Here is a 25829-nt window from a genome sequence, read left to right on the forward strand (position 1 = left end):
ATAAAAGCAGGACATTTGCTGAACACCCTGATATACTCCGCGCCGTTTTCACCCGTTCTTTAACATCCAGCGAGAGATACCGATGCATCCGATGCTCAACATCGCCGTGCGCGCAGCGCGCAAGGCCGGAAATTTAATTGCCAAGAATTATGAAACCCCGGACGCGGTTGAAGCTAGCCAGAAAGGCAGCAACGACTTCGTTACCAATGTTGACCGTGACGCAGAACGTCTGATTATCGAAGTCATTCGTAAATCGTACCCGCAGCACTCCATCGTCACCGAAGAAAGCGGTGAACTGGCGGGCGATGATCAAGATATTCAATGGGTAATCGATCCGCTGGATGGCACCACCAACTTCATCAAACGTTTACCACACTTCTCTGTTTCTATCGCTGTGCGCATTAAAGGCCGCACCGAAGTTGCCGTGGTTTACGATCCAATGCGCAACGAACTGTTCACCGCCGTACGCGGCCAGGGCGCACAGCTGAATGGCTACCGTCTTCGTGGCAGCACAGCACGCGATCTGGATGGCACCATCCTCGCCACCGGCTTCCCGTTCAAACTGAAGCAACACGCCACGCCATACATCAATATCGTGGGCAAACTGTTTACTCAGTGTGCTGACTTCCGTCGTACGGGTTCTGCTGCGCTGGATCTGGCCTACGTGGCGGCTGGTCGTGTGGACGGTTTCTTTGAGATCGGCCTGAAGCCTTGGGATTTCGCTGCGGGCGAACTGCTGGTGCGTGAAGCAGGTGGCCTGGTGACTGACTTCACCGGCAACCACGGCTACATGATGTCCGGTAACATCGTTGCCGGTAACCCTCGCGTGGTGAAAGCCATGCTGGCGACCATGCGTGAAGAACTGAGCGAAGCGCTGAAGCGCTAAGCAGAATAAAGGCGGATATCCTATCCGCCTTTTTTACGCCCTTAAAACGGGCGCAAACCGCTACTCATCATTGGTTGCGCGCTTTGCCACAGTAAGGCTCCCGCCAGAACCAATAATGCCCCTCCAGCCAATGCCAACGCCGGCATCACGATTTTTGCCATGCGTGTACCGCTGTTCGCAGCTCCTAATCGTTCCGCCAGTCGGCGCGATCGCTGAACCAGTAGCCCCATAGCGGATACTGTCACCGCGGTGCCAACCGCCATCGCTACCGCCGAGGCCACACCCCAGGCGTAGACACCAATGACCTTTGCAAACAGCAGCATCATGATGGCTCCCGAACAGGGGCGCATCCCCATGGAAAACACCACCAGCGCCTGCGTTTTTTTACTGACTGCCTGATCCATCTGTTCAGCACTGGGCAAGTGCGCATGGCCACATCCACAGTTTTCATCATGCTGATGATGCGGCCGAAGGGCGTGAATCTGCATTTTTTGCCGCACGGGACGTAACACCTGATAAAGAGAACGCAGGGCTCGCCATCCCACCCACACGCCTAGCGCCATCACTAACAGATAGCTCCCCTTCTCCAGCCAATAGCTGCCGAGGTGCATCTGCCGTGATGAGGTTTGCAGTACCACCAGCATCACCGTCACCAACCCAATCGCCACGCCACCTTGTAATAGCGCGGCCAACAGCGTCAGTTTCATACTGGTTTTTAGCTTTGCAGGATGGGTGGCCAGAAAGGTGCTGATCACCACTTTGCCGTGGCCAGGCCCAAGCGCATGCAAGACACCGTACGCCAGGCTGAACAGCATCAGCGTTACACCCGCCTGCTGCGGCTGCTGTGAAACTTGCTGCAGTAACTGCGTCATTTCGCGATTGAGAATTTTTTGCCACATCACGCTTTGCAGCAGAATTTGCGACCAGTGCTGCCATAAGGTAAAACCCGCCGCCAACATGATTAACGCTAACAACCACAGCGGCCAAAGGCGACGTGTACGGGCAGGCAGAGAAATCAATGACATGTCAGGGTTACCGTTTGTGCAAATTGCTGGCCCAGGTCCATGTCTTCAGGCGGCGCATCGGCTTTGTCCAGTGACAGCGCATATTGTTTCAGCGAGTCGTCAGGTTTCGGGGTATGCAAATCAATCTGGCAATGCGCTTTCACGCTGTCGTCCATGGTTAATGCCTGTGGGTTGTCGTAATACATATCGACAAAGTAACTCGGATCAAACGTCTGGATGCGGTACTGCCTGTCAGTGAGTAACTGGGGCTCACCAAACGGCACAATAAACTCCAGCACCGCTTTGTTGCCATTACGCGACAAGTTGTACTCCTTGGGTAAATTCAGGAATTTCACGCGCGTTTTGTCCTGCCACACTTCAGAAAAGTAGTGCTGCCCCAACACATTCGCCATCACCTGTGCCGCCAGCTTTTTCCACACCACATCCCCGGGTTTCGCCTTGCCCGCGTCATAGAGCAAATCGGCTGAGGTAATCTCGTCCATGGTCCACACCATCTTCATGCCGGTCAGATGATTGTTGTCACTGACAAACTCGGTTTTCATATCGATAAAGCTATGCGGATGTGACCAGGCCGCGGCGCTAAACAGCAGCGTAATGGGAATGAGTAAAATTTTCATGTGTTATAAAGTAACAATTCTCAAGTGAAGATTATAGTGGTCCAGAAAAACTGTGACCCGCTTTAAAGCTCTGAGCAAAAGTCACGACAAAGTGCAGGGTTACCGCGTGGAGTTAGCTATTCTTAGCTAAAAAAATGACCTGCGGATAATACACTTGATGAGTTCTGCACCTTCATCTGCACCACTCTTCAGCCGCGCCCAGCGTCGTTGCCATCTGCTATTGCTACTGTTTCTGCCCGCTCCCGCGCTAACGCTTGAAAAACTCTGCCAGTTAAATGGCGTTGATCCTGTCGTCGCCCGACAGGATATCGCGGAAGTCGGTGATGAGATACAGCGCTACCATCAACTGGAGTTACACCAGATGGTCGATGGCAGTTTTCGCATACATGGGACGGAACTGGACAGGCGGCTATGCCTGCTCCATTGGTTGCGACGCGCGCTGCGTTTGTCGCAGGATTTTGTCTGCCAACATTTTGCTCCGGTGCTACGCCAGCGCCTGAAAGTACTCAACATCGAAAAAGCACTGTGGGATGAAACCAACTTACAGGCGCTGATCCAGCACTGCAGTTTAAGGCTGTCTCGTGACTTTAGTCCGCGCGATCGCCTGTTCCTGCAGATCTTCATGAAGTATTCCCTGTGCCAGCGGCAAAACGCCTTGTTCAGCGAAAAACAACGCATATGGCTGGCCGCTAAAACAGAGCGCGGCGCGGCTGACGATGTCATCCATCACTGGCAGAAGCGTTGTCATTTAGCCCCGGACGTCAGTGAAACTGATTTCTGGACACTGTTATTCAGCTTGATCCATGCGCCGGATGGCAATCAACTGCGGGATGCACAGGCTGAGAAGCTAATGGCGGCGGTGGAAGCGCTGATTGCCCGCTTTGAGCAACTGGCACAGACACGCATCAAAAATCAGCATGAGCTAAAACTGCAACTCTTTACCCATCTGGCTCAGGCACTGGATCGCAGCCATTTCGCCATTGGCATTGATAACAGTGTGGCGTTGGATGTTGCGCGACTCTATCCACGATTGCTGCGCACCACCGAGCGCGCGCTGTATCACTTCAGCAGCGATTTCGGCACGCAATTCAATGCTGAGGAGGTGAGTTTAGTGGCGGTACTCTTTGGCGCCTGGCTGATGCAGGAGAGCGCATTGCAGGAAAAGCAGGTACTGCTGTTAACGGGCGCAGATGCTGCGCTGGAGCAATTACTGGAGCAGCAGATCCGCGAGATGACACTGCTGCCCATCAACATCACCTATCAGGATATGCTGCATTTTCAGCGTGAAGGCGCCCCGCGTGACATTGCGCTGGTGATCACCCCTTATGCCACCTCTTTACCGCTATTTTCCCCGCCACTGATCCATGCCGAGCTGCCGCTGAGTTATCATCAGCAGCAGCGTATCCGACAATTACTGGAGGCTTAAGTAGCGCGCGGCCGCAGGAAAAGTGCAGGAAGCGCGACCAGTGCCATTACCCAGAACAGATGTCCCTGTAAATGGGTGAACAGCACGCCGGAAATCATCGTCATCACGGCAATACCGCTCCCCATCGCTAACGCCGAGTAGAGCGACTGCAAACGGATCACTTCTGCCCCTTTACGTGAAGCAATAAAACGCATCGCCGCCAGATGGCACACGGTAAAACTGCCGCAATGCAGAATTTGCGCCACAATCAATAGCGGCAGCGCCGTGCTTGAACCGAGCATCACCCAACGCACCAGCGCACAAACGCAGGAGAGCAGTAGCAAGTCACGTGCACTCCAGCGGCGGAACAGCCGATTACTGAGGGCAAATATCACAATTTCCGCGACCACACCCAATGACCACAAATAGCCAATCACTGAAGTCGAGTAGCCCGCGTCCTGCCACCAAATGGCACTGAAGCTGTAATAGGCTGCGTGGGCGCCCTGCATTAATGTCACACACAGCATAAAGCGCCAAACCGCATTTTCACGCAGCAGGTCGCACCACGCCGACCATCCACCGCTGGCTCCCTGCCGCACATCCCCTTGTGGTCGTGTTTTAGGAACCAGCATCATGCCGGATAACATCACCAGCACGCCCAAACTCAGTAAAACCAGAATCGCCTGCGATGACCAGGCATTGACCATCATCCCGGTGAGCGCGGAACTGATCACAAACGCCAGCGATCCCCATAACCGCACCGGACCATACGCCAGACCGATTTGCTGCGTCCAGGTCGCGGCGAGTGCGTCGCTTAATGGCACCAGGGGTGAGAAGAACAGATTAAAACCCACCATCACCAGCAGCAGCCAGAGCCACTGACCGCCTAACCAAAATCCCAAAGCGAATAAGCAGGTCATTAACGCCAGCAGCCGCAGCGCCAGAATAAGTTGGGAGGGATTTTTCACCTGTGAGGCAATAAACAAACTGCCAACGAATCGCGCCACCATGCCGCATCCCAGCAGCAAGCCGATTTTCTCAGCATCTAAGCCGATGCCTTTTAGCCAAACGCTCCAGAAAGGGAGATAGATGCCGTAACAAAAGAAATAAGTGAAGTAGCTGAGTCCCAGCCATCTGGCCGATCCGATGGTCATTTTGCCTCCCGCAGGCATGTCGGCTGCGCCCGCAGCCCATTTGGCGGCTACTTTGTCAGAGGAGAACTCAAAAAGAAATAGTGAGACAGGAGGAATGTGAAGGTATGCAGCTGGATAAGCTTTTGTTGCACAATAAAAAAAGGATGACTTTCGCCATCCTTTTTTATCACTTCAGCGTTATGCCAAATCAGGCATAAACTGGCAGACGTGCGCAGACGTCGAGAACTTTCTGCTTAGTGCGCTCAATGGTCGCTTCGTCGTTGATGTTGTCCAACACATCCGCAATCCAGCCAGCCAGTTCGCGAACTTCTGCTTCTTTGAAGCCACGACGGGTCACCGCTGGGGTACCAATACGCACACCAGAGGTCACGAATGGGCTCTTGGGATCGTTTGGCACACTGTTTTTGTTCACAGTGATGTTTGCACGGCCCAGCGCAGCATCGGCTTCTTTACCGGTCAGGTTTTTGCTCACCAGATCGATCAGGAACAGGTGGTTATAAGTCCCACCTGAAACGATGTTGTAGCCACGCTCCAGCAGCACTTCTACCATTGCTTTCGCGTTTTTCGCGACTTGCTGCTGGTAAGACTTGAATTCTGGCTCCATGGCTTCTTTGAACGCGACCGCTTTACCGGCGATGACGTGCATTAATGGACCGCCCTGACCACCCGGGAACACCGCGGAGTTCAGTTTTTTATACAGATCTTCGTCGCCGTTTTTCGCCAGAATCAGACCGCCACGTGGACCCGCCAGGGTTTTGTGCGTGGTTGAAGTGACGATGTGCGCATGTGGAACCGGGTTCGGGTACACATCCGCTGCGATCAGACCGGCAACGTGCGCCATGTCAACGAACAGGTAAGCACCCACGCTATCCGCGATTTCACGCATTTTAGCCCAGTCACAAACACCAGAATAAGCAGAGAAACCGCCGACGATCATTTTAGGCTTGTGGGTTTTAGCCAGCTCAGCCAGTTCGTCGTAATTGATTTTACCGGTTTCGTCGATGCCGTAAGGGATAACGTTATACAGTTTGCCCGACAGGTTAACCGGAGAACCGTGAGTCAGGTGACCACCGTGCGCCAGGTTCATCCCCAGGATGGTATCACCCGGCTGCAGCAGCGCAGTGTACACCGCGAAGTTCGCCTGAGAACCTGAGTGAGGCTGTACGTTGGCAAAGTCTGCGCCGAACAGTTCTTTTGCGCGATCAATCGCCAGCTGTTCAACGATATCAACGTATTCGCATCCGCCGTAGTAACGCTTGCCCGGATACCCTTCCGCGTATTTGTTGGTGAGCTGTGAACCTTGCGCCTGCATAACGCGTGGGCTGGTGTAGTTTTCAGAAGCAATCAGTTCAATGTGCTCTTCCTGACGCACCTTCTCTTGCTCCATAGCCTGCCACAACTCGGCATCATAATCGGCAATGTTCATATCACGCTTTAACATCCGGCATCTCCTGACTAGCTAACTTTTAACGGCAGTTTAGGCCCCGGCAAGGGGGCGAAGGCCAATAGTGTAAACGGTTTTGTCAGGTGAAGGTAGCCGCAACCCGCTCTTTTTACGCAAACGATTGGCATGGCGCTGGAACGGGATTTTTACGCATTTTTTTATGCCTGAAAATCACGATATTCCTTCACATTGAACGGGAATATTTTTCAGGTTTGTGTGCCAGCTTCCAGCTTTACCGCATAACCCGTAATCAAAGCGGGGGATTTACAGGCAAGGTGAACGATCATAAGATGCATTTAAAATACATGTTTAAAATTACCCTGAGGTATTCACCATGCTAGATGCGCAGACTATCGCTACCGTTAAATCTTCTTTACCCGCCATAGCCCAGGTTGGCCCTCAACTCACCGGCCACTTCTATCAGCGTTTGTTAACACAACACCCAGAGTTAAAAGACGTGTTCAACATGAATAATCAGCGCAGCGGCAACCAGCGTGAAGCGTTGTTCAATGCGATTGTGGCGTACGGTAGCAATCTGGAAAATCTGGCGGTGTTATTGCCCGCTGTGGAGAAGATCGCACAGAAACATACCAGTCTGAACATTCAGCCTGCGCAGTACGCCGTGGTGGGTGAAACCTTGCTGGCAACCATTGAAGAGCTGCTCAATCCGGGCGATGAGGTGCTGGAAGCCTGGGGTAAAGCTTACGGCGTGCTGGCTAATGTGTTTATTCAGCGTGAAGAAGAGATTTATCGTACATCCGAAGAGAAAGCCGGTGGCTGGCGTGGTGCACGAGACTTCCGTATCCGCGCCATCAATCAGGAAAGTTCGGTCATCAAAAGCTTTGAACTGGTGCCTAATGATGGACAGCCAGTGGCTGATTTCTTACCCGGACAGTATCTGGCGGTGAGTCTGCGCCCCGCTGGCAGCGATAATATTCAGCATCGCCAGTATTCACTGACGCATCTGCCTAACGGAAAAGCTTATCGCATTGCCGTTAAACGCGAAGAACACGGCAGCGTTTCAGGCTGGCTTCACACCAACGCCAAAGTCGGCGACATTGTGCAGTGTGCGGCGCCCGCCGGTGATTTCTTCCTGCAAACCGAATCCTCGGCCCCTGTCACGCTAATCTCAGCCGGTGTCGGACAGACCCCGATGCTGGCGATGTTGGCCAGCCTAGCCGACCAACAGCATGCGGGTGCCGTCAATTGGCTACATGCCGCCGAATGCAAATCACAGCATGCGTTTGCTGGCGAAGTTAAAGCCACAGGCGCGCGCCTGGCAACATTCAGCAGCCATATCTGGTATCGCCAGCCTGAAAGCCAGGATGCGGGAAGTTACGATGCGCAGGGATTGATGGATCTCGCCAGCGTCTCAGGTGAATTAAATCAGCAAGATCGCCAATACTGGTTGTGTGGTCCTCTGCCATTTATGCAGTTTGTCGCCCGTCAGCTGGTTGATGCCGGAGTCAGTGCCGATCGCATCCACTATGAAGTCTTCGGACCACATAAAGTGCTGTAAACAAAAAAGCCTGCTCAATGCAGGCTTTTTAGTGGGTAACGGAGAGGTTTAGATTGCCTCTTCGTCCTCTTCACCGGTACGGATACGCACTACGCGCGCCACGTCGAAGACGAAGATCTTACCGTCACCGATTTTACCGGTTTGCGCGGTTTTCATAATGGCTTCTACGCAGGTGTCGACGATGTCATCACCCACCACCATCTCGATTTTCACTTTTGGCAGAAAATCGACCATGTACTCCGCACCACGATACAGCTCAGTATGGCCTTTTTGACGTCCAAAGCCCTTCACTTCACTGACCGTCATCCCGGTGATGCCCACTTCTGCTAACGCTTCGCGCACATCATCGAGTTTGAATGGTTTAATAATTGCATCGATCTTTTTCATGACAGATCCTTTTTTCACTCCCTCCATGATGGACGGATAACCTTAGTATATGTGTTCCTGACGCTGCCGCAGCAAGCTACTCTTTAAATTCACTGGCGTCCAGCTCATGGCGTGACAGCAGCTTATAGAATTCAGTACGGTTACGTCCAGCCAGACGCGCGGCATTGGTGACATTTCCTTTGGTCATTTGCAGCAATTTACGCAGATAGTTCAGCTCGAACTGATTTCGCGCTTCGACAAAGGTGGGCAGCGCCGTATTTTCTCCTGCCAGCGCTTGCTCCACCAGCGCATCGCTGATCACCGGCGAGGTGCTGAGTGCAACGCACTGCTCAATCACGTTCACCAGCTGCCGGACGTTGCCTGGCCAACTGGCACCGACCAGCCGTTTCATCGCATCAACGGAAAAACTGCGGACAAAAGGTTTATGCCGCTCAGCTGACTGGCGTAACAGATGGTTGGCCAGCAGCGGAATATCCTCAGCGCGCTCATGCAGCGCGGGGATCTTCAGATTCACCACATTGAGCCGATAGTAGAGATCCTCACGGAAGCTCTTCTTCTCCATGGCTTTAGGGAGATCGCGATGGGTCGCAGAGATAATGCGCACGTTGATATCGACATCGCGGTTACTGCCCAACGGCCGCACTTTGCGCTCCTGCAACACGCGTAGCAGTTTCACCTGCAGCGCTTGTGGCATATCCCCGATTTCATCCAGAAACAGCGTGCCGCCCTCAGCCGCCTGGAACAACCCTTCACGCGCACTGACTGCCCCCGTAAAGGCGCCCTTCGCATGACCAAAGAGTTCAGATTCCAACAGCTGTTCCGGCAATGCACCGCAGTTGATGGCGATAAACGCTTTCTTCGCGCGTGGACTGGCGGCATGAATCGCCTGCGCCAGCACCTCTTTGCCGGTGCCGCTTTGGCCGTTGATCAGTACGCTGACGTCAGATTGCGCCACCATATGCGCCTGCTCCAGCAAACGCAGCATCAAAGGGTTGCGCGTGACTACTGCCTCACGCCAGGCATCATCACTGGCGGGCGCTCGCTGTGCCAGCGCCTCATCAATGGCTTTGTACAGCGCGTCACGATCTACGGGTTTGGTCAGGAAACTGAACACGCCCTGCTGCGTCGCCGATACGGCTTCAGGAATAGAGCCATGCGCGGTAAGGATGATCACCGGTAAGCCGGCGTGGCGTTTTTGGATTTCGCCAAACAGCGCCAGCCCGTCCATCTCATCCATACGCAGATCGCTAATCACTAAATCTGCTTTCTCTTTTTGCAGATGACGCAGTGCTTCCGGGCCACTTTCGGCTGTCGATACCTGAAAACCCTCACTGCTGAGCCGCATCCCCAGCAGCTTGAGCAAACCTGGGTCGTCATCCACCAGCAGTAAACGTGCGGACTGTTTCATGATTACTGATCCTCACTTTGCGCATCACTGGCACCGTGCGACGTATCGCTGCTGTCAGGTGCTTTACGTGATGACAGCTGGCGTTCGATGTCCGTTAAGCGCTCAAGCTTGCGCTGGGTCTCTTCCAGCGACTGACGCAGTTTAGTCTGCTGCTGGCGCAGGCTATCGAGTTCGGCGTCATTACTCTGCTGCAACGCAGCATAGCGGCTACGCTCACCACTGAGCGCTAACTGTGCCGCCTGATTACTGCGCCACAGTTGTAACAGTGGACGAACCGCCGTGGGATAAGCTGCGCTGTAGCCATCTAATGTGTCCAGATACTGACGGCGCTCGATTGGCGTCACGTTGCCATTGGCCAGCAGAATGCTTTGTTTATAGGCTCTCGCCCAGCCCTGTACCGGCCAACGACGCGCCTCAGCGCGTGCTTCAGCAGGAGATAACCTTTCAGCACAGTCGATGGCGCGCTGCCAGTAAAGGGGATTGCTCATCGCCGCAGGGGTTTCAATCTTCCAGACATTTTGGCAATCGGTGGCCAAATAATCGGGCAGCCGCAGGTCTGGCTCAGCCAGACTGGCACCATCATGCAAGGTGCTGCCCGTTGGCGGCGTCTGGCAGGCACTCAGGCCAAACGCCATTAACGCGCAGCTGAAAAGTTTCATCAGGGAGAGTTTCATTAATCAGGCATTCCCGGCGCTGGTAGTCAAAATAATTCGAAAACATACATCTGCATCCTTGCGCGTCACCAATTGCAAATCGCCTTGCATCCTGCGCAAGCAATCTTTGGCGATGCTTAAGCCCAGCCCGCTGCCTTTAACCGGCCCTTTGCGCTGCTGGCTGCCCTGATAAAAGGGCTCAAAGATCATAGCCTGTTCTTCCGCAGGAATCGGTGTGCCGGTATTCGCCACCTCAATCCATACCTGGTTGCCTTTCTGCTGGCTCTGCAGCCAGATGTTACCGGATTCGCTGCCGTAGTTCACGGCGTTCGAATAGAGGTTATCGATGACGCGTTGCAACAACGTGGCCTCGGCCAGACAATGCGTCACCTGTAAATCAACATGCGTAGTCAACTGCCGGGCGCTGGCGGGCAGTGAATGGACTTTCACCACCGCATCAACGATGTCATTAATCGCCACCGGCTCCAGCGCCAGAGGGCCATCCGCCAGCTTACGGTTGTAATCCAGCAGCTGTTCAATAAGACGCTGTAAATGACGGCTGCTGGTATCCAGAATCGCCACCACTTCCTGCTGCTCCGCATTCAGTGGCCCAGCGACCTGATCGGCCAACAGCTCTGTGCCTTCACGCAGGCTGGCCAGCGGTGTTTTCAGTTCATGTGAAAGATGACGCAGAAACTCATGGCGCTGAGCTTCCAGCCAGCTCAGACGTTCGCTGAGCCAGACAATACGTTGCCCGAGTGAACGGATCTCCCTTGGGCCTCGAAAACTCACGCTATCCCCCAGTGCTTTGCCCTGCCCCAGACGATTAATCATGCGTTCGACGCGTTTGACCGGACCGATGATCATACCGGTAAACAGCAGCACCAGCGCCAGGCTGATAAGAAAGAGTATCAGCGCTTGCCAGCCAAAGAACTGGCCGCGATCGGCAATCTCACGTTGCAGTTGTAACCCACGAGAGAACACCACTTCGCGCGTTGCCTGCACCATTTGCGCATTTGCGTCTGAAAAACGTTCCAGTGCCGTAGCAGCAACGGCCTGTGGATTGCCATTGTCACATTGCACGTTGGCTAATTGCGGTAAGGCCGTCTGCAGCACTTTAAAGGAGGGAAGATCCGGCAGGCTGGCGGCATGGCTTGCCAGCATCTGGCCGTAACGGGTCCATTGCGTCTGATACAGCTTTTGCAGCGTGGCATCACCCAACACGCAATACTGGCGGTAGCTGCGTTCCAACTCCAGTGCCGTGCGCGCCATTGCTTCGCTGCGGCGGACATCGGTGAAGGTATTGCGGTTGGTATCAGCCGCCTGATCGCTCAACGCTGAGAGGCTTTCCCACGCTTGCCACGCCAGCACTAACAGCGGCAGCAGCACCAGCAGGAAAGCCAGCAACACTAATTGCCTGAGAGAACGGGGAAACAGACGCCATTTATTCACAACCGCGCTTCCTTAAAGGTGAACTGCAGGCATGCTAGCGAAGTATCAGAAGGTTAGAAAGTGGAGATATGAAAACGGCAGGCCTTTTGGCCTGCCGTGAGAGCGACGCCGCAGCATCGCTTGCAAAATAGGTGGAGCCTTACTCAACGTTACGTCCGATGCTTGATAACGTTGCAAAGCAAACGATTATCGGTGGGGTGGACGGCAGGCTCCGTTTGGTGCGTCATTCAGTTTTTATGAGCTCAACCGCAATGCGGGGCATTCATAGACAGGAGAATGAGCAACGTTGTAAGTATAGCAACTATCGTGCCAAAAATGAAATAGCCAGTATTATCAGAGTTATGCGGGGGTTAATCACGTTTTAAGGCTCAAAGCGGACCGGCTGGTCCGGTAAAAGTGTCGCTAATCGGCAACGTTATAAAGATCGTTAAATTGAGACATTAAAAATCAATGGGTTAAATGTCGCCTTTTAGAGACAATAACAAGCAATAATTGTCGCCGATTTTAGACACTCGCTAAAATCCGGCAAAAACCGCTTTACCGGGCGCAAAAAAAAAGTCGCCCGAAGGCGACTTCTTAAACGAATGGGAAGACTTATCCCAGCTGTTTACGCGCATTGCGGAAAATACGCATCCATGGGCTGTCTTCGCCCCACTCTGCCGGATGCCAGGAGTTGCTCACGGTACGGAACACGCGCTCCGGGTGTGGCATCATGATGGTCACACGTCCGCTTTCGTTGGTTACCGCAGTGATACCGTTCGGCGAACCGTTCGGGTTTGCTGGGTAACTCTCGGTCACTTTACCGAAGTTATCAACGAAGCGCAGTGCCACCAGGCCTTTGCTTTCCAGCTGTGCCAGATGGTTAGCATCACGTACTTCCACAAAGCCTTCGCCGTGAGAAACCGCGATAGGCATGTGAGAACCGGCCATGCCGTCCAGCAACAGTGATGGACTTGCCGCGACTTCCACCAGGCTGAAACGCGCTTCAAAACGCTCGGACTGGTTACGCACGAAACGTGGCCACAGCTCACTACCCGGAATCAGCTCACGCAGGTTTGACATCATCTGGCAACCGTTACACACGCCCAGCGCCAGGGTCTGTGGACGGTGGAAGAAGTTTTCAAACTCGTCACGCACACGGCCGTTGAACAGAATCGATTTCGCCCAACCCTCACCGGCACCCAGCACATCGCCGTAAGAGAAACCACCGCAGGCTACCAGCGCCTGGAACTCTTCCAGACCACGACGTCCCGCCAGCAGATCGCTCATGTGGACGTCAACGGCGGTGAAGCCGGCACGATGGAAGGCAGCCGCCATCTCAACGTGGGAGTTCACACCCTGCTCACGTAACACGGCAACACGTGGACGAGCGCCAGTGGCGATCATCGGTGCAGCCACATCTTCTTCTGGCTTGAAGGTCAGATGCACGTTCAGACCTGGGTCGTTGTCGTCTTTCTTCGCTTCATGTTCCTGGTCAGCACAGGCTGGGTTATCACGCAGACGCTGCATCTGCCAGGTGGTTTCTGCCCACCAGGTACGCAGCGTGGTGCGGCTTTCGCTGTACACGGCGCTGTCGCCAGAACGAATGACAAAGCGATCGCCCGGTAATGCCTGGCCAATCACATGCACGTTGCTGCTCAGACCATGATCGGCAAACACTTGCTCAACGGCTGCACGATCTGCGGCGTTAATCTGGATCACGGCACCCAATTCTTCGGTGAACAGTGCCGCCAGCGCATCGCTGCCCAGTGCGGCGATATCGGCTTCAATACCGCAGTGACCGGTGAAGGCCATTTCGGCCAGTGTCACCAGCAAGCCGCCATCTGAACGGTCGTGGTATGCCAGCAATTTCTGCTCGGCCACCAGCGCCTGAATGGCGTTAAAGAAGCCTGCCAGCTGCGACGCATCACGCACATCAGCAGGTTTGTCGCCCAGCTGACGGTAAACCTGAGACAGCGCGGTGGCACCTAAGGTGTTGGCACCGTTACCCAGATCAACCAGCAACAGCAGGTTATCTTTATCCGCTTGCAGCTGTGGAGTAACCGTGCGACGCACATCTTCTACCCGCGCAAATGCAGTGATCACCAGAGACAGCGGTGAGGTCATCTCACGCTGCTCGGTGCCCTGCTGCCAGCGGGTCTTCATCGACATGGAGTCTTTGCCCACCGGGATAGTGATACCCAGCGCTGGACACAACTCTTCGCCAACCGCTTTCACTGCCGCATACAGACCGGCATCTTCACCTGGGTGACCGGCTGCGGCCATCCAGTTTGCCGAGAGTTTCACGCGCTGCAGGGAACCAATCGAGGTGGCGGCCAGGTTCGTCAGCGCTTCACCTACGGCCAGACGGCCTGATGCGGCGAAGTCCAGCAAGGCGACCGGTGCACGCTCGCCTAGTGAGAAGGCTTCACCGTGATAGCTGTCGAGGCTAGCGGTGGTGACGGCACAGTTTGCTACCGGAATCTGCCATGGTCCCACCATCTGATCGCGTGCCACCATACCAGTCACACTGCGGTCACCGATGGTGATCAGGAAGGTTTTCTCTGCCACAGTTGGCAGGTGCAATACGCGGTTAATCGCATCGGCCACGGTAATGTTGTCACGTACCAGCGCATCACCTTTGGCTTGCTGGCTGGCAACATCACGCGTCATCTTCGGCGTTTTGCCCAGCAGCACGTCCAGTGGCATATCGATAGGTTTGTTGTCGAAGTGGCTGTCGCCGAGGTTCAGATGCAGCTCTTCCGTCGCTTCACCAATCACCGCATACGGCGCGCGCTCACGCTGACACAGCTCATCGAACAGCGCTAACTGCGCAGGCGCAACCGCCAGCACATAACGCTCCTGCGATTCGTTACACCACACTTCCAGCGGGCTCATGCCTGGCTCATCGTTAAGGATATCGCGCAGATTAAAGTTACCGCCACGGCCGCCATCGCTGACCAGTTCAGGCATTGCGTTTGACAGGCCGCCCGCACCCACATCATGGATGAACAGAATTGGGTTGGCTTCGCCCAGCTGCCAGCAGCGGTCGATCACTTCCTGGCAACGACGTTCCATTTCTGGGTTATCACGCTGTACAGAAGCGAAATCCAGGTCAGCATCAGACTGACCCGACGCCATGGAAGAGGCCGCACCGCCGCCTAAACCGATGTTCATCGCCGGGCCACCGAGCACGATCAGTTTCGCGCCGACAACGATTTCACCTTTTTGCACATGGTCGGCACGAATGTTACCAATTCCGCCCGCCAGCATGATTGGCTTATGGTATCCACGCAGTTCTGAGCCATTATGGCTGTTGACGCGCTCTTCGTAGGTACGGAAGTAACCATTCAGGGCCGGACGACCAAATTCGTTGTTGAACGCCGCGCCGCCCAGCGGGCCTTCGGTCATGATGTCCAGCGCAGTGACGATGCGATCTGGCTTACCGAAATCTTCTTCCCATGGCTGTTCAAAACCCGGAATACGCAGGTTGGAAACCGAGAAGCCGACCAGACCTGCTTTTGGCTTAGCGCCACGTCCGGTTGCGCCTTCATCACGGATTTCACCGCCTGAACCGGTTGCCGCACCTGGCCACGGTGAAATCGCCGTTGGGTGGTTGTGGGTTTCCACCTTCATCAGGATATGGGCATCTTCCTGATGGAAGTTGTATTCGCCCTTCTGCGCATCGGCGTAGAAGCGGCCAACCTGTGAACCTTCCATCACAGCAGCGTTGTCTTTATAAGCAGACAGCACGTGCTCTGGATTATGTTCAAAGGTGTTTTTGATCATTTTAAACAGCGATTTCGGCTGTTTTTCACCGTCGATGATCCAATCGGCGTTGAAGATTTTGTGACGACAGTGCTCAGAGTTTGCCTGGGCAAACATGTAGAGCTCGATGTCGTTAGGATTGCGGCCCAGCTTGGTAAAGGCATCCAGCAGGTAGTCGATCTCGTCATCGGCCAGCGCCAGCCCCAGCGTGGTGTTGGCTTGCTCCAGTGCGATGCGGCCTGCGCCCAGCACGTCAACGCTTTTCAGCGGCTGCGGCTCATGATGTGCAAACAGCTGCTGTGCGTCATTGAGGTCACCAAACACGGTTTCCATCATGCGGTCATGCAGCAGGCTAGCCAGCTGCTGCCATTGTGCTTCGGTCAGTTGCGGTGCCTGCACATAAAACGCCATACCGCGTTCCAGGCGAATAACCTGTGGCAAGTCGCAGTTGTGCGCGATGTCGGTGGCTTTTGAGGACCACGGGGAGATCGTGCCAGGGCGCGGGGTCACCAGCAACAGACGCCCTTGTGGCGCGTGTTCGGCGAGAGAAGGACCGTATTTCAGCAAACGTTGCAGGCGGGCGTGTTCATCCGCACTGAGTGGTGCGCTGACATCGGCAAAATGGACGTACTCGGCGTAAATATCACTCACTGGCAGGTGAGCGTCCTGAAAGCGGGTCAGCAGTTTGTTTACACGAAATGCCGACAGAGCGGGCGAACCACGCAGAATTTCCATCATCAAAGATCTCTCGTCTTTGAAGCGCCGGGCGACGCTTCATTGGGCGCAACAGGGGAAAACGGGCGGTATTATAGAGAAACCTCGCGGGTTACGAAACCGTTTGCGCATAAAATCTGGCACTCAGCATTTGGCTGAATTTTGCGCAATTCTTGCTATATAAGTTGCCCTGTTGCGCTTTGTTGCGCAAAATGCCCCTCGCTCTGGGAGTGAAAACAACATAAATACTGCCTTTAAAAGACAGAGGCCTGTGAGCCATTAAGAGACAACTATTTGAAACGCCTGAAAATAAACTATCTGTTTATCGGTCTGATCACCGTGCTGCTTGCGCTGGCACTGTGGCCCTCCATCCCGTGGTACGGCGGTGGAAAAGACGCGCTATCGCAGATTAAATCACGGGGAGTACTGCGCATCAGTACTGTGAACTCCCCGCTGACTTACTACACCATCAACAATGCACCAGCCGGTATGGATTACGAGCTGGCGAAACGCTTCGCCGATTATTTAGGCGTCAAACTTGAGGTGACGGTGCGTCCGAACCTCGGCGATCTGTTTGACGATCTCGATGATGGTAAAGCGGATTTGCTGGCAGCCGGGCTGATTTATAACGGTGAACGCCTGGCCCACTATCAAAGTGGCCCCAGCTACTACTCCGTTTCTCAGCAGTTGGTGTACCGCATTGATAAGCCACGGCCGAAGAACCTTGGCGATCTGAAAGGCCGCCTGATTGTGCAGTCCGGTTCGGCATATCTGTCAACTTTACGTTCCGCTAAAGCTGACAGCTATCCCGATCTCGATTGGGCGATATCCACCGATCAGGGACAAAAGGCCCTGCTGGAAGCGGTGGCAGATGGCAAACTTGACTACACCGTGGGCGACTCCGTGACCATCGGCCTGTTACAGCGTATCCATCCACAGCTGGCCGTGGCGTTTGACGTGACCGATGAAGAGCCGGTGACGTGGTATTTACCGCGTAACGATGACGACAGTCTGAATGCCGCGATGCTCGACTTCTACAGCCAGATGGGTGAAGAAGGCACCATGGCGCGGCTGGAAGAGAAATATCTCGGTCACGTTGGTACCTTCGATTATGTTGATACGCGTACCTTCCTGCGCGCCATTGATAGCACGCTGCCGGATATCAAGCCGCTGTTTGAAAAGTATGCGGCGAGCATGGACTGGCGTCTGCTGGCGGCCATCTCCTATCAAGAGTCGCACTGGAATCCTCAGGCCACCTCCCCCACCGGGGTGCGCGGCATGATGATGCTGACGCGTAACACGGCAGACAGCCTGAATGTGAATGACCGCCTCGACCCTGAGCAGAGCATCCGCGGTGGCAGTGAATACCTGCAACGCATGATGGAAAAAGTGCCCGACACCATTCCTGATGACGAGCGTATCTGGTTTGCACTGGCGGCTTACAACATGGGGTATGCGCATATGTTGGATGTGCGTAAGCTGACGGCGAAACAGGGCGGTAACCCCGACAGCTGGGCCGATGTGAAATTACGTCTGCCGATGCTCAGCCAGAAGCGTTACTACGCGCAGACCACCTATGGCTACGCGCGGGGCCATGAAGCCTATAATTACGTCGAGAATATCCGTAAGTATCAGATCAGTCTGGTGGGTTACCTGCAAGAGCAGGATAAGCGGTTAGCGCAGCAGTCTGCACTGGAAGCCGAACTGGGTGCCGGCTATCCGGCGGTCGAACCCAAGATTGCGATGAATTAACCTTCGCGCTGCGCCTGACGCAGCGCTTTCTTTTGTTCCCGGCGCATGCGGAAGAAGTCACTCAGCATCCCGGCACACTCTTCTGCTAATACACCGCAATCGATTTGAATCTGGTGATTCATACCCGGATGACCAATCACGTCAAGCAGTGAACCTGCCGCACCGGTCTTTTCATCTTTCGCACCATACACCAGCCGCGTGATGCGGCTGTGCACCATCGCGCCCGCACACATCACACAGGGTTCCAGCGTGACATATAAGGTGGTGTCGAGTAGACGGTAATTTTCGAGGATTTTCCCGCCCTGACGCAGCGCCATGATTTCGGCATGGGCGGTGGGGTCGCACTGACCAATCGGGCGGTTCCAGCCTTCGCCGATCACTTTATCGCCCTGGACTAACACCGCGCCCACGGGCACTTCGCCCTGCTCCCACGCACGCCGCGCCAGTTCAAGCGCATGACGCATCCAGTATTCATCAGTTTGTGGGCTCACCGGCAACTCCTGCGGATAGAAAAGGCGGCGCATTATAGACGGAATCGCCGCGTGATTCACTCCAGCTGTTGCAGCTCACCGCGCGGCGTGACGCGCCAGCGATGCTGGCAAAAGAATAACAGCGGGTTGTCCTGCTTGCTGTCACTGTAGCCGCTGTAAAGCTGTAATGGCGTACCAATCTTCTCTTCGAGCTGTGCCACCTTCTCATGACCCAGGCAGCGCATCGCCAGCACGCGCCCACCCAGCCCTGGCTGCATCTGGCTGGCGATCAGTTGTACACGTGGCAGGAACGCCGAATCGAAATAAACTTGCTCAACCAGCGATTGCGGAGAACCGGTTATCAGCCACACGTCGGCATCATCACTGCTGAGATAGTCGGTGAGTCGCTGCTGCACCACCGGAAATGCGGTAACACGTTGACGGAACCAGGCAGCGAACTCCGCCTCACGCTGACGTAGCCGCTGTTCGTTGTGACCAAAGGTAATCGCCCAAAGTAGTAAGCTCATCGGCCAACGCGCAGCCCGGCCTTTAATCAGCATGCCTAAGCCAATCACCGGCAGCAGCGGCACCACCAGCAACAAATTGAGCGGCTGACGACGCAACAGATAGCGCATAAAGGTGCCAAACATGTCCTGCTGGTGCAGCGTGCCATCCAGATCGAAAAATACCACTCGGCGTTGCGTACCCTTAGTCAAACTTCACTCCTTATCGCTTTTTAACTCTACGGCTTGCCCTACAGTGTAGCCAGCTTCATTCTCGGGGGCGAAAACAGTCATTTTTAATTCCAATGACTACAATGCCAGCTGAATAGTTTATTCTTTGTAGCGGTGCGCTGTCATTAAACAGTGACGGCGCGAAAAGAGACTACGCTCAATCGGGAATAGTTGGATTAAGGATCGAACATGAGTTCATTGCTGCGAATTCGCCAGCTTTACCCTCGACTGGCGCTGAATGAGCGTCGGCTGGCGGATTTTTTGCTGTCGCAGCCGGATCGGGCACGGCATCTGAGTTCGCAAAAACTGGCTGAGGAATCGGGTGTCAGCCAGTCTAGCGTGGTGAAATTCGCCCAGAAACTGGGCTACAAAGGTTTTCCGGCGTTAAAGCTGGCGCTGAGTGAATCGCTGGCCGATCGTGACGCCATTACGGTTCATAACCATATCCTCAGCGATGACCCGCTCAAAGTAGTGGGTGAGAAGTTGCTGACAGAAAAGATCTCCGCAATCCGCGCCACGCTGGATATCAACAGCGAAGAGAAGCTGTTACAGACGCTGCAACTGCTGAAAAACGCCAACCGCATTTTGTTGGTCGGGATTGGCGCATCGGGGCTGGTGGCGAAAGATTTCTCGTGGAAGCTAATGAAGATTGGCATCAACGCGGTGGCCGAGCAGGATATGCATGCTTTACTGGCGAGCGTGCAGGCGATGGCTCCGGGCGATGTCTTGCTGACGATCTCCTACACCGGTGAACGTCGGGAAATCAATCTTGCCGCGCAGGAAGCCGCGCAGTTGGGTGTAGATGTGCTGGCGTTTACCGGCTTCACCCCTAACTCATTGCAGCAGTGTGCGTCTGTCTGCCTCTACACCGTGGCTGAAGAGCAGAGCACACGCAGTGCGGCCATCTCTTCAACCAGCGCACAGTTGGCGTTGACCGACCTGCTGTTTATGGCGCTGGTTCAGAACGACCCAGAACGCGCGTCGAGCCATATTCGCCACAGTGAAGAGTTGGTGAAGAAGCTGGTTTGAATCAGATGCTGGTCACTTAAGCGCTTTTTGCTCGCCATACATGGCAACCCTGCGACGATCGAGCACGATTTTCGTAGGGTGCACATTAATGCGCACTGGCATCAAGATTTAATGTTTAGTTTAGTGAGCTGAATAGACCATTAGTCGGCCTTTTTAACACTCTCCCTTTCCGCCTGACGACAGGCTTCGCGACTATCACGTTGCAGATGGTGTAAGCATTCATCGCACAGCGACTGCTCAGCAGAGATGAGTCGCGCCCAGAACCCAATGGGTCGACCGCAGCACAAACAGTGTTGTTTAATCAGAATATTTTTCACTTCGTTATTTTTCATGCCTGTATGACAAGCAATTGTGCCGGTCATTATCGCACGAAATGATAACTCGGATTATTCCCACTCACTAGCAACCCGTCATCAATAATTGATGAATAGTTCTACAGTGAGTTTTATTCGCAGATTGTTTGATGCAGGCCAATACCCTGTCGGGTCAATTGAGGTGATTTATGCTAAGGTGCGCGCCTGCTAAACACACTGACAGACACCATGGCGTTATTGATCACCACGAAATGCATCAACTGTGATATGTGCGAACCTGAATGCCCAAACCAGGCGATCAGCTTAGGGGAGGCGATCTATGAGATTGATGTCGACCGCTGCACAGAATGCGTGGGCCATTATGATGTGCCGACCTGCCAAAGCGTCTGCCCGATTGATAACACCATCATTTCGGACCCACAGCACCCTGAAAGTCGCGAGGCGCTGTGGGAGAAATTTGTGGTCTTAAATGTCTAATCTTCGATGATCACCGTGGCGCAGGCATAATGACGTTCATCGGCTAACGTGACATGCACGTGTTTCACACCGAGTTGGCTGGCAATCACTTTCGCCTGCTCGAAGAAACGTAAACCCGGTTTGCCCAAGGCATCGTTGTAGACTTCGAACTGATTAAACGCCAATCCTCCTCGGATGCCGGTGCCGAACGCTTTGGCTGCCGCTTCCTTGACGGCAAAACGTTTTGCCAAGAAGCGAACGGGCTGCTGGTGCGCTTGATATTGCTGCCACTCGGCTTCACTCAGTACGCGACGCGCCAGACGATCGCCGGATCGTTCAATCACACCTGCAATACGTTCGATTTCGACAATGTCACTGCCAAGCCCGAGGATCGCCATTAGCGACGCGCTTCCCGCATCAGCTGTTTCATTTCAGCTACTGCATCAGCCAGTCCGCTAAACAGTGCGCGACCAATAATCGCGTGACCAATATTCAGCTCATGCATTTCTGGCAATTCCGCGATAGGTTGCACGTTGTGATACGTCAGGCCATGACCGGCATTGACCTTCAGACCTAAACTGGCGGCAAAGGTCGCGGCTTTACGAATGCGCGACAACTCAGCATCACGCTCCAAGCCTTCCGGGGCTTCCGCATAAGCGCCAGTATGAATTTCGATATAAGGCGCACCGCTGGCCACTGCCGCCTCTATTTGACGGTGATCGGCATCGATAAACAGAGAGACCAGAATGCCTGCCTCGCTTAACAAGCGCACCGCAGCGTTGATTTTGTCCTGCTGGCCCGCCACATCCAGACCGCCTTCCGTGGTCACTTCCTGACGCTTTTCAGGCACCAGGCAGACGAAATGCGGTTTGATCTCACAGGCGATATCGATCATCTCATCGGTGACCGCCATCTCCAGATTCATGCGTGTCTGGATGGTGTCACGCAGGATCCGCACATCACGATCGGTAATATGGCGACGATCTTCGCGCAGGTGAACAGTAATGCCATCTGCACCCGCTTGCTCTGAAACAAACGCCGCTTGAACGGGATCGGGATAATTCGTGCCACGTGCGTTACGTACGGTGGCGATATGGTCAATGTTGACCCCTAACAGCAACTCAGCCATGACAATCCTTAAATGTGTTCAGTGTGTTTGCAGTTTACCGGGCTTAAGAATATCAAGCGGTACGACCAGCGCTAGTCGTTTGACACATCGGGTTTCTTTTTTGGGACAAACTGACGAAACAGTTCCTGGCTCTTCAGGGGTTTACCGCCGAGGTAGGGCTTCAACGCCATTCGCGTAAAGCGTTTTGCCGCACGCAGGCTGTCGGCATCGGGGAAATCACGTTCCCACAAGGCGCGCAGCTGGCGGCCGGTAAAACTGCGCTGATTCACCACCAGACTGGCAATAAATCCTTTCTCTTCCCGGTAGCTGTACGTCATGCCGTCATCGATCTCTTCGCCACTGCCCGCGCAATGCAAGAAATCGACGCCATAACCCAGGTGACCCAGCAGCGCCAGCTCAAAGCGACGCAGCGCAGGTTCCGGCGTGCCATTGCCAACTGCCAGCATCTGGATGCAATTGAGGTAATCGAAGAAGAGATCGGAGAAGGGAATTTCTTGCTCAAGCACGCGGGACAGCAGTTCATTGACGTACAGTCCGCAGTAGAGTGTGATGCCACTGAGCGGTAATGCCAGCGATACCGCTTCGGCGCTGCGCAGTGTTTTCACTTCACCACGACCGCCCCAACGCACCAGCAACGGTGTGAAAGGCTGTAAAGCACCTTTGAGTTGAGAGCGGCGCGAGCGGGCGCCTTTGGCCAGGACGCGAACGCGCCCTTCGCTTTCGCTGAACAGATCGAGGAGTAGGCTGGTTTCGCTGTAAGGGCGACTATGCAGCACAAAGGCGCGTTGCCAGCCTTCCATCAATTAACCTTCGTCGGAGTAACCCAAGCTGCGCAGCGCACGTTCGTCGTCTGCCCAGCCCGATTTCACTTTGACCCACAATTCAAGATGCACTTTCGCTTCAAACATCTCTTCCATGTCTTTACGCGCTTCAATGCCGATGGTTTTGATCTTGGCACCTTTGTTGCCGATCACCATCTTCTTCTGCCCTTCACGCTCAACGAGGATCAGGCCATTGATGTCGTAGCCGCCGCGATCATTTGAGACAAACTGCTCGATCTCCACGGTGACGGAATAAGGCAGTTCAGCCCCCAGGAAGCGCATCAGTTTTTCACGGATGATCTCAGAGGCCATAAAGCGCTGAGAGCGGTCGGTGACGTAATCTTCTGGGAAGTGATGCTCAGATTTTGGCAAGCATTTGCGCGCGATTGCGGCAATGGCATCAACGTTTTTCCCGCTTTCCGCCGAGATCGGTACGATTTCAAGGAAGTTCATCTGCTGGCTGAGGAACTGCAAATGCGGCAGCAGAATACTTTTATCCTGAATGTTATCGACCTTATTGATGGCTAACACTACGGGCACTTTGCCGTCGCGCAGCTTGTTGAGCACCATCTCATCGTCTGGCGTCCAGCGCGTGCCTTCAACGACGAAAATCACCAGCTCCACATCACCAATCGAACTACTGGCAGCACGGTTCATCAGACGGTTAATCGCCCGCTTTTCTTCCATGTGCAGCCCTGGGGTATCCACGTAAATCGCCTGATAAGCGCCTTCGGTGTGAATCCCCATGATGCGGTGACGCGTGGTTTGCGGCTTGCGTGACGTAATCGACACTTTCTGCCCCAGCAACTGGTTCAGCAAAGTGGATTTACCGACGTTAGGTCGGCCTACAATCGCGACAAAGCCGCTATATGTTTCGAGTTCGCTCATTCGAGTCCTGACTTGGGCAGCGCCACTGTTGACGCTGCGATATGACTATTTATTTATTCGAGACCAAGCTTAATCAACGCCTGTTCGGCGGCAGCCTGCTCTGCTTTACGGCGGCTGGACCCTACGCCCACCACCGGTTCTGCCATGCCACTCACCTGACAGTGAATGGTGAATTCCTGATCGTGGGCTTCGCCACGCACCTGCACTACCAAATAGGATGGCAGTGGCAGATGGCGCCCTTGCAGATACTCCTGCAAACGCGTTTTTGGATCTTTTTGCTTATCGCCTGGGCTGATTTGATCAAGGCGATTTTGATACCAGTCGAGAATCAGCTTCTCGACGGTCTGGATATTGCTGTCGAGGAAGATCCCGCCAATCAGCGCTTCCACCGTATCGGCAAGAATGGATTCACGACGGAAACCGCCGCTCTTCAGTTCGCCCGGTCCCAGACGTAAGCATTCTCCCAGCTCAAATTCACGCGCCATTTCTGCCAGCGTATTGCCGCGCACCAGCGTGGCGCGCATGCGGCTCATATCGCCTTCGTCAACGCGCGGGAAGCGGTGATACAGCGCATTGGCGATCACATAGCTGAGAATGGAATCGCCAAGAAACTCAAGACGTTCATTATGTTTACTGCTGGCACTACGGTGAGTCAGCGCTTGCTGCAGTAGTTCCGGATGAGTAAAAGTGTAGCCCAGTTTGCGCTGCAGCTTGTTAATAAGGATGGGGTTCATGCGATTCCAGTTATTCTGTGCGTCTGTAACTCTGCATACGAAACAGGGCTGAGGTTCCAACACGTTCTGTTTGGTGTGCAGTGGCCCCCCGAGAGAGGCCAACCGTTTTTAATATCAGTGGATTCCGCCAATGCGACTTAAGCGCACGCCCGTTGGCCACTGTCCTTCTTGTTTATCAAAGCTCATCCAGATCGCCACCGCTTTACCGACCAGGTTCTTCTCAGGCACAAAGCCCCAGTAGCGGCTGTCGGCGCTGTTATCGCGGTTATCGCCCATCATGAAGTATTGCCCTTCCGGCACGATCCACGTCGATTGCGGCTGGCCCGGCTGCTGATAATACATGCTTGCCTGGCTCTGCGCTTCGTTGACTAACAGGATATCGTGCGTGACGGTGCCCAATGTCTCTTTGCGTGTCCCCAGGCGCAAACCGCCTTTCATGGTTTCGCCTTGTGGCGCCTGGAAGAAACCATTACCGGTTTCATTGCCATCAAAACCACTAAAGGTCTGAATGAAGGCGCTCGGTTCAACATTGGTGTAGGTCACGGGCAGTGCGGTTTCACACTTGCCTGTGCCACAGCCTGGATTGATAGTCAGCGTTTTACTGTAAGGATCAAACACCACTTTATCGCCCGGCAAACCAATCACACGCTTGATGTAATCCACGCTGGGATCTTTCGGGTATTTAAATACCGCCACATCACCGCGCTGCGGATGACCCGTTGGGATCAGCGTGGTTTGCGTAATCGGATCTTTGATACCGTAAGCAAACTTCTCCACCAGGATAAAGTCGCCAATCAGCAGCGTGGGCATCATTGAACCAGACGGGATCTGGAACGGCTCAAAAATGAACGAGCGAACGATCAGCACCACCGCCAGCACCGGGAACACCGATGCCGTGGTTTCGACCCAGCCCGGCTGTGCAGCAACTTTGGCCAGCGTTTTACTGTCTAAAGTATTACCAGCCTGCGCTTGTGCAGCAGCCTGCTTAGCACGACGCGCGGGTGCCCATTTAAAGCGATCGATACACCAGATAACGCCAGTTATCAGTGTGGCGATCACCAGGACCAGGGCAAACATGTTAGCCATTAAAA

The 25829-nt window shown here is 54.3% G+C and carries 23 protein-coding genes; 6 read left to right on the forward strand and 17 right to left on the reverse strand.

The window, feature by feature from the left end; all coding sequences use genetic code 11:
• Positions 1-82: 82 nt before the first annotated feature.
• Positions 83-886 (forward strand): inositol-1-monophosphatase, encoded by an 804-nt coding sequence (gene suhB / locus ACPUC8_RS03645; protein WP_039329879.1) that lies wholly within the window; start codon positions 83-85, stop codon positions 884-886.
• A 41-nt stretch (positions 887-927) separates the two neighbouring features.
• On the opposite strand, the gene ACPUC8_RS03650 is transcribed toward suhB, so the two are convergent.
• Both ACPUC8_RS03650 and ACPUC8_RS03655 read right to left on the reverse strand, forming a co-directional pair.
• Positions 928-1911, reverse strand: a complete 984-nt coding sequence (locus ACPUC8_RS03650) for a nickel/cobalt transporter (protein ID WP_494925589.1) — start codon at positions 1909-1911, stop codon at positions 928-930.
• Positions 1902-2528 (reverse strand): DUF1007 family protein, encoded by a 627-nt coding sequence (locus ACPUC8_RS03655; RefSeq protein ID WP_058968035.1) that lies wholly within the window; start codon positions 2526-2528, stop codon positions 1902-1904. The genes ACPUC8_RS03650 and ACPUC8_RS03655 overlap by 10 nt, the downstream gene beginning before the upstream one ends.
• A 157-nt stretch (positions 2529-2685) precedes the next feature.
• Here ACPUC8_RS03655 and csiE point away from each other — a divergent pair, with 157 nt between their 5' ends.
• A complete protein-coding gene (csiE, locus tag ACPUC8_RS03660) occupies positions 2686-3954 on the forward strand; it encodes a stationary phase inducible protein CsiE (protein WP_494925590.1) in 1269 nt (422 codons plus the stop codon).
• On the opposite strand, the gene ACPUC8_RS03665 is transcribed toward csiE, so the two are convergent.
• On the reverse strand, positions 3951-5087 hold the full coding sequence (locus tag ACPUC8_RS03665) for a 3-phenylpropionate MFS transporter (RefSeq protein WP_494925591.1): 1137 nt from the start codon (positions 5085-5087) through the stop codon (positions 3951-3953). The two genes, csiE and ACPUC8_RS03665, sit on opposite strands and share 4 nt — an antisense overlap.
• Positions 5088-5274: 187 nt before the next feature.
• Positions 5275-6528, reverse strand: a complete 1254-nt coding sequence (gene glyA / locus ACPUC8_RS03670) for a serine hydroxymethyltransferase (RefSeq protein ID WP_058968038.1) — start codon at positions 6526-6528, stop codon at positions 5275-5277.
• Positions 6529-6865: 337 nt separating this feature from the next.
• Here glyA and hmpA point away from each other — a divergent pair, with 337 nt between their 5' ends.
• Positions 6866-8050 (forward strand): NO-inducible flavohemoprotein, encoded by a 1185-nt coding sequence (hmpA, locus tag ACPUC8_RS03675; RefSeq protein ID WP_494925592.1) that lies wholly within the window; start codon positions 6866-6868, stop codon positions 8048-8050.
• 48 nt (positions 8051-8098) lie between these two features.
• On the opposite strand, the gene glnB is transcribed toward hmpA, so the two are convergent.
• The 5 genes from glnB to purL all read right to left on the reverse strand — a co-directional run bounded on the left by glnB (position 8099) and on the right by purL (position 16435).
• Positions 8099-8437: a nitrogen regulatory protein P-II gene (gene glnB / locus ACPUC8_RS03680; protein ID WP_039329891.1), complete on the reverse strand. Its 339-nt coding sequence runs from the start codon at positions 8435-8437 to the stop codon at positions 8099-8101.
• Between the two features lie 76 nt (positions 8438-8513).
• Positions 8514-9845 (reverse strand): two-component system response regulator GlrR, encoded by a 1332-nt coding sequence (glrR, locus tag ACPUC8_RS03685; RefSeq protein WP_039329892.1) that lies wholly within the window; start codon positions 9843-9845, stop codon positions 8514-8516.
• 2 nt (positions 9846-9847) lie between these two features.
• Complete coding sequence (gene qseG, locus ACPUC8_RS03690; protein ID WP_058968163.1) at positions 9848-10504, reverse strand: two-component system QseEF-associated lipoprotein QseG; 657 nt, start codon at positions 10502-10504, stop codon at positions 9848-9850.
• 18 nt (positions 10505-10522) lie between these two features.
• Entirely contained in the window at positions 10523-11950 is a 1428-nt protein-coding gene (locus ACPUC8_RS03695; RefSeq protein ID WP_494925593.1) for a sensor histidine kinase, read from the reverse strand.
• A gap of 594 nt (positions 11951-12544) precedes the next feature.
• Positions 12545-16435, reverse strand: coding sequence for a phosphoribosylformylglycinamidine synthase (purL, locus tag ACPUC8_RS03700; protein WP_494925594.1), 3891 nt, complete (start codon positions 16433-16435; stop codon positions 12545-12547).
• Between the two features lie 270 nt (positions 16436-16705).
• Between purL and mltF the strand changes: the two genes are divergently transcribed.
• The gene (gene mltF, locus ACPUC8_RS03705) at positions 16706-18163 is read left to right on the forward strand and encodes a membrane-bound lytic murein transglycosylase MltF (protein WP_039329899.1); all 1458 of its coding nucleotides are present in this window, start codon (positions 16706-16708) and stop codon (positions 18161-18163) included.
• Here the strand turns inward: mltF and tadA are convergent.
• Positions 18160-18654 carry a tRNA adenosine(34) deaminase TadA gene (tadA, locus tag ACPUC8_RS03710; RefSeq protein WP_039329972.1) on the reverse strand — a complete coding sequence of 165 codons (495 nt, stop codon included), beginning with the start codon at positions 18652-18654 and terminating at the stop codon, positions 18160-18162. The genes mltF and tadA overlap by 4 nt on opposite strands.
• 56 nt (positions 18655-18710) lie before the next feature.
• A complete protein-coding gene (gene yfhb, locus ACPUC8_RS03715; protein WP_039329901.1) occupies positions 18711-19349 on the reverse strand; it encodes a phosphatidylglycerophosphatase C in 639 nt (212 codons plus the stop codon).
• Positions 19350-19556: 207 nt separating this feature from the next.
• Between yfhb and ACPUC8_RS03720 the strand changes: the two genes are divergently transcribed.
• Both ACPUC8_RS03720 and ACPUC8_RS03725 read left to right on the forward strand, forming a co-directional pair.
• On the forward strand, positions 19557-20396 hold the full coding sequence (locus tag ACPUC8_RS03720) for a MurR/RpiR family transcriptional regulator (RefSeq protein WP_039329903.1): 840 nt from the start codon (positions 19557-19559) through the stop codon (positions 20394-20396).
• A 542-nt stretch (positions 20397-20938) separates the two neighbouring features.
• On the forward strand, positions 20939-21187 hold the full coding sequence (locus ACPUC8_RS03725) for a YfhL family 4Fe-4S dicluster ferredoxin (protein ID WP_039329905.1): 249 nt from the start codon (positions 20939-20941) through the stop codon (positions 21185-21187).
• Here ACPUC8_RS03725 and acpS read toward each other — a convergent pair.
• From acpS to lepB, 6 genes are all read right to left on the reverse strand, one after another.
• A complete protein-coding gene (gene acpS, locus ACPUC8_RS03730) occupies positions 21184-21564 on the reverse strand; it encodes a holo-ACP synthase (RefSeq protein WP_034825626.1) in 381 nt (126 codons plus the stop codon). The genes ACPUC8_RS03725 and acpS overlap by 4 nt on opposite strands.
• Entirely contained in the window at positions 21564-22295 is a 732-nt protein-coding gene (gene pdxJ / locus ACPUC8_RS03735; protein WP_039329907.1) for a pyridoxine 5'-phosphate synthase, read from the reverse strand. Before pdxJ ends, acpS begins: the two co-directional genes overlap by 1 nt.
• A gap of 71 nt (positions 22296-22366) precedes the next feature.
• The gene (recO, locus tag ACPUC8_RS03740; protein ID WP_039329908.1) at positions 22367-23095 is read right to left on the reverse strand and encodes a DNA repair protein RecO; all 729 of its coding nucleotides are present in this window, start codon (positions 23093-23095) and stop codon (positions 22367-22369) included.
• Between the two features lie 3 nt (positions 23096-23098).
• Complete coding sequence (gene era, locus ACPUC8_RS03745; protein WP_039329909.1) at positions 23099-24004, reverse strand: GTPase Era; 906 nt, start codon at positions 24002-24004, stop codon at positions 23099-23101.
• Positions 24005-24057: 53 nt separating this feature from the next.
• Positions 24058-24738 (reverse strand): ribonuclease III, encoded by a 681-nt coding sequence (rnc, locus tag ACPUC8_RS03750; RefSeq protein WP_039329911.1) that lies wholly within the window; start codon positions 24736-24738, stop codon positions 24058-24060.
• 114 nt (positions 24739-24852) lie between these two features.
• The gene (lepB, locus tag ACPUC8_RS03755; protein ID WP_039329913.1) at positions 24853-25824 is read right to left on the reverse strand and encodes a signal peptidase I; all 972 of its coding nucleotides are present in this window, start codon (positions 25822-25824) and stop codon (positions 24853-24855) included.
• Between the last annotated feature and the right edge of the window lie 5 nt (positions 25825-25829).

The organism is Pantoea sp. CFCC18177 (genome assembly GCF_059412425.1).